The sequence below is a fragment of the Thauera sp. 63 genome (assembly GCF_000310165.2).
Taxonomy (GTDB): domain Bacteria; phylum Pseudomonadota; class Gammaproteobacteria; order Burkholderiales; family Rhodocyclaceae; genus Thauera; species Thauera humireducens.
Genome location: NZ_AMXC01000064.1, coordinates 1 through 3,451, shown reverse-complemented (window position 1 = coordinate 3,451; position 3,451 = coordinate 1). Strand labels below are relative to the sequence as shown.

Below are 3,451 nucleotides of genomic sequence, written 5' to 3'. Positions count from 1 at the left end.
GCGCAATTATGCGCGGCCCGCGATTATGCAAGGTTCCGTTGTACGTCCCCTCAACGCCTGACATAGGCAAGGGTGGTAGCCCTCCCCGGCGCATTTCGACTTGCCATAAAAGATCGTGTTCTCTGTGGTTCCCTCACACCACAGGAGCACATCATGCCCACGGATCCGTGCCTGGCGACCCTTGTTCGCCGCGACTGGCTGGACGCCGGTCCGCTCGGTCACCTCGTTGTTCCGTACATCGGAGCGCTGCGCGGCCAGCGCTACGGCGAGCGCACCATTCGTGGTTACGTCGGCTGCCTCGCCCATTTCTGTCATTGGATGGCGTGCGACGCGATCGCGTGGTCGGCACCGGAGGCCGTGTCGCTCATCGAGCGCTTCTTGCACGATCACCTGTCGATCTGTGCCTGTCCAGCTCCCTGCTATGGCTCGGTCGCGAGCTCGGGGGCTGCGCTGCGCCACCTCCTGAAGCTGTTGCCGGCCACTCAGCCCGCATCGGTGCTCACAGATCCAGTTACGGTTGAACTGGAGCGCTTTGGTCAGTATCTCTCGAGCACCTGCGGCCTCGCGCCCGTCACCTGCGACCGACGCCTACACATCGTCGGTTGCTTTCTCGTTCGGGCGTTCGGAACCCGGGCGCCAACGGTGTCGCAGATTGCCAGCGTGCAGTTGGATGAGTTCTTCGCGGAACTCAGCACGCACTTGCAGCCGGCATCGCTGCGGACGGCATGCAACAGCCTTCGCAGCTACTTTCGTTATCGGGCTCTGCTCGGTGACTCGACCGCCGGGCTGGCTGCCGCCTTGCCAAGAGTCGCGGATTGGCAACGCACCACTTTGCCCAAAGTCCTGTCGGACGCCGAACTTGAAGCCTTCCTGGCCACGTTCGATCTCACTGATCCAGTCGGGTTGCGCGACTACGCAATTGCGCGCTGCCTGCTTGATCTGGGGCTACGCGGCCAGGAGGTGACCTACCTCACTTTGGAGTCTGTCGACTGGCGCCAGGCAACGCTGACGATCAGCGGCACCAAGAGCAAACGCGTGCAGCAGTTGCCGCTACCCGCAGTCACCGGTGAAGCGATTGCGCGCTACCTGCGCGAGGGGCGGCCGACGCAGAGTCAGAATCGCGCGCTATTCGTAAGGCATCGCGCACCGTTCGATAAACCTCTGGGTGTGCCGGCGATCCGCAATGCGATGAACCGCGCGTTCGTTCGCTGCGGTCTGCGCGATCGGTTCTGTAATACCCATGTTCTTCGGCGTACGGCCGCGACCCGTTTGCATCGCGCGGGAGCCTCCATCAAGGAGATTGTCGATCTGCTGCGCCACCAAAGTCTCGATACGGCACGTGTCTACGCCCGCGTCGATCTGGTTGGCCTACGTGCCGTGGCGATGCCGTGGCCGGGGTACGCATCATGAGTGCCGCCGTGTCCTGGATCTCGCGGGTCGAGGCCTACCTGGCCTATCGGCGCCGTCATGGGTTCGCGCTCAGTATCGATGAAACCCAGCTCATCTCGTTTGCCCGCTTTGCCGACGGGCTCGGAACGGCAGAGTACCTGAGCGTGGCCCTTGCGATCGAATGGGCCCAGCGTTCTCGTCGCCCCAGTCCACTCAGCTGGGGGCGTCGAATCGAGGTGCTGCGGGGCTTCGCGCGCTATTGCCTGCAACTCGATCCGCGCACCGAGATTCCGCCGCAATCGCTCTTCGGTCCGGCTCATCGGCGCTTGGTCCCTCACATCTATAGCGAGGCGGAGCTGATCGCACTGCTCGAGGCGGCCAAGGGCCTACCGCCACCGGGTGGCATGCGGCCAGCCACCTGCCGCTGTGTCTTTGGCTTGCTTGCAAGTTGCGGTCTGCGTATCTCCGAGGCGTTGGCGCTGAGCCGCAGTGACGTCGACCTCGACGCGGGCGTTCTCCACGTCAGGGAAGCGAAGTTCCATCAACAGCGTCTGGTACCGCTCCACCCCAGTGTCTGCGAGGCCCTGCGGGCTTACGACTGCTTGCGTGAGGCGCGCTTCCCCAGGCCGCTGTGCGACCACTTCTTTGTGCGCGACGACGGCCACGCGGTCAATCAGGCAGCCATCCGCTACGCACTGCAGACGCTGTGCCGGCAACTGGGTTGGCAGCCTCGTGGCGACTATCCCCATCATCGACTGCACGACTTGCGGCACACCTTCGTCGTACGTGCCACGCTGCGCTTCTACCAGCAAGGCATCGATATCGATCGAGCGGTCCTGGCACTCTCTACCTACGTCGGTCATGCCAAGGTCAGCGATACCTACTGGTACTTCACCGGCATTCCCGAACTGATGGCCATCGCCGCGGAACGTTTCGAGCGTTATGCCGAGGGAGCACCGCAATGAACGCCTTGCTCACCGATCCCACCGAGTTCGCCTCCTTGCTCCAGCGGTTCTTTGCCGAACGGTTGTTACAGCAGAAGAATGCCAGCCCGCGAACGATTGCAGCCTACCGCGACACCTTCCGGTTGCTGTTCGGCTATGCCGAAAGAGAAAGGGGAACGCCGCCGGCCAAACTGGCGTTGAACGACTTCGATTCGACGCTGACCCTCGACTTCCTGACCTATCTGGAAACGGAGCGTCACAACACGGTGCGCAGCCGCAACGCACGATTGGCCGCCGTTCGCGCCTTTGCCCAGTACGTCGCGCTGCAGTGCCCACCGGCCTTGCAACTCATGCAGCAGATCCTGGCGATCCCAATTAAGCGTTTCGAGAAACCCCTCCTCGGGTTTCTCTCCCGCGACGAGGTTCAAGCGCTCCTCGCTGCCCCAGACACCACGACCTGGTGCGGTGTGCGCGATCGGATGATGCTCACGTTGCTCTACAACACTGGCGCCCGCGTCTCCGAAATGATCGGCATCCGGGTCGCCGACGTCACCCTCTCAACCACGTCATCGGTGCGCCTGCATGGCAAAGGCCGCAAGCAACGAACCGTTCCCCTCTGGAAAGAGACCGATGCCGAAATCCGGCGTTGGTTGGCGTATGCGGATCTGAAGGCCGAGCACCCACTCGTACCGACCCGCAAGGGCCTGCCGATGACACGCACGAATGTGGCTGAACGGCTTGCCCTCGCGGTCAGTGAAGCGACAGAACGATGTCCTCAACTACAAGGTCGCCGCATCTCGCCACACACATTGCGCCATACGACCGCGATGCACTTGCTACAGGCCGGCGTCGATCTCACTGTCATCGCCCTGTGGCTGGGGCACGAGAGTCCAGTCACGACCCACGGATACGTCGAGGCCGATCTCGCCATGAAGGAGCGTGCGCTGGCCACCATCGCTCCGCCTGGAGCGAAACGCCAACGCTATCGCCCAACCGACGCCGTCCTCAAGTTCCTCGAAAGCCTCTGAAATTATGCAAAGCAGAGCACGCGACCCTCCCTAGAGGACCGCACTCGAGGCCGAAGGGCTTGCATAATCGAGGGCCGCGCATAATTGCGC

Annotated in this window: 3 protein-coding genes; all 3 read left to right on the top strand. The window is 62.8% G+C overall.

The window, feature by feature from the left end; all coding sequences use genetic code 11:
- The first annotated feature begins 153 nt into the window (after positions 1 to 153).
- Genes C664_RS19855 through C664_RS19845 form a run of 3 tightly spaced genes read left to right on the top strand, consistent with a single transcriptional unit; the run spans position 154 to position 3,361 of the window.
- Positions 154 to 1,410 carry a tyrosine-type recombinase/integrase gene (locus C664_RS19855; protein ID WP_004293976.1) on the top strand — a complete coding sequence of 419 codons (1,257 nt, stop codon included), beginning with the start codon at positions 154 to 156 and terminating at the stop codon, positions 1,408 to 1,410.
- Positions 1,407 to 2,354, top strand: coding sequence for a tyrosine-type recombinase/integrase (locus C664_RS19850; RefSeq protein WP_004293975.1), 948 nt, complete (start codon positions 1,407 to 1,409; stop codon positions 2,352 to 2,354). Before C664_RS19855 ends, C664_RS19850 begins: the two co-directional genes overlap by 4 nt.
- Complete coding sequence (locus C664_RS19845) at positions 2,351 to 3,361, top strand: tyrosine-type recombinase/integrase (protein ID WP_004293973.1); 1,011 nt, start codon at positions 2,351 to 2,353, stop codon at positions 3,359 to 3,361. The genes C664_RS19850 and C664_RS19845 overlap by 4 nt, the downstream gene beginning before the upstream one ends.
- Positions 3,362 to 3,451 lie beyond the last annotated feature (90 nt).

Bases quoted from the DNA above. Each gene is read 5' to 3' on its own strand.
- C664_RS19850 (WP_004293975.1), top strand. From the start codon at position 1,407: ATGAGTGCCGCCGTGTCCTGGATCTCGCGGGTCGAGGCCTACCTGGCC.
- C664_RS19855 (WP_004293976.1), top strand. From the start codon at position 154: ATGCCCACGGATCCGTGCCTGGCGACCCTTGTTCGCCGCGACTGGCTG.
- C664_RS19845 (WP_004293973.1), top strand. From the start codon at position 2,351: ATGAACGCCTTGCTCACCGATCCCACCGAGTTCGCCTCCTTGCTCCAG.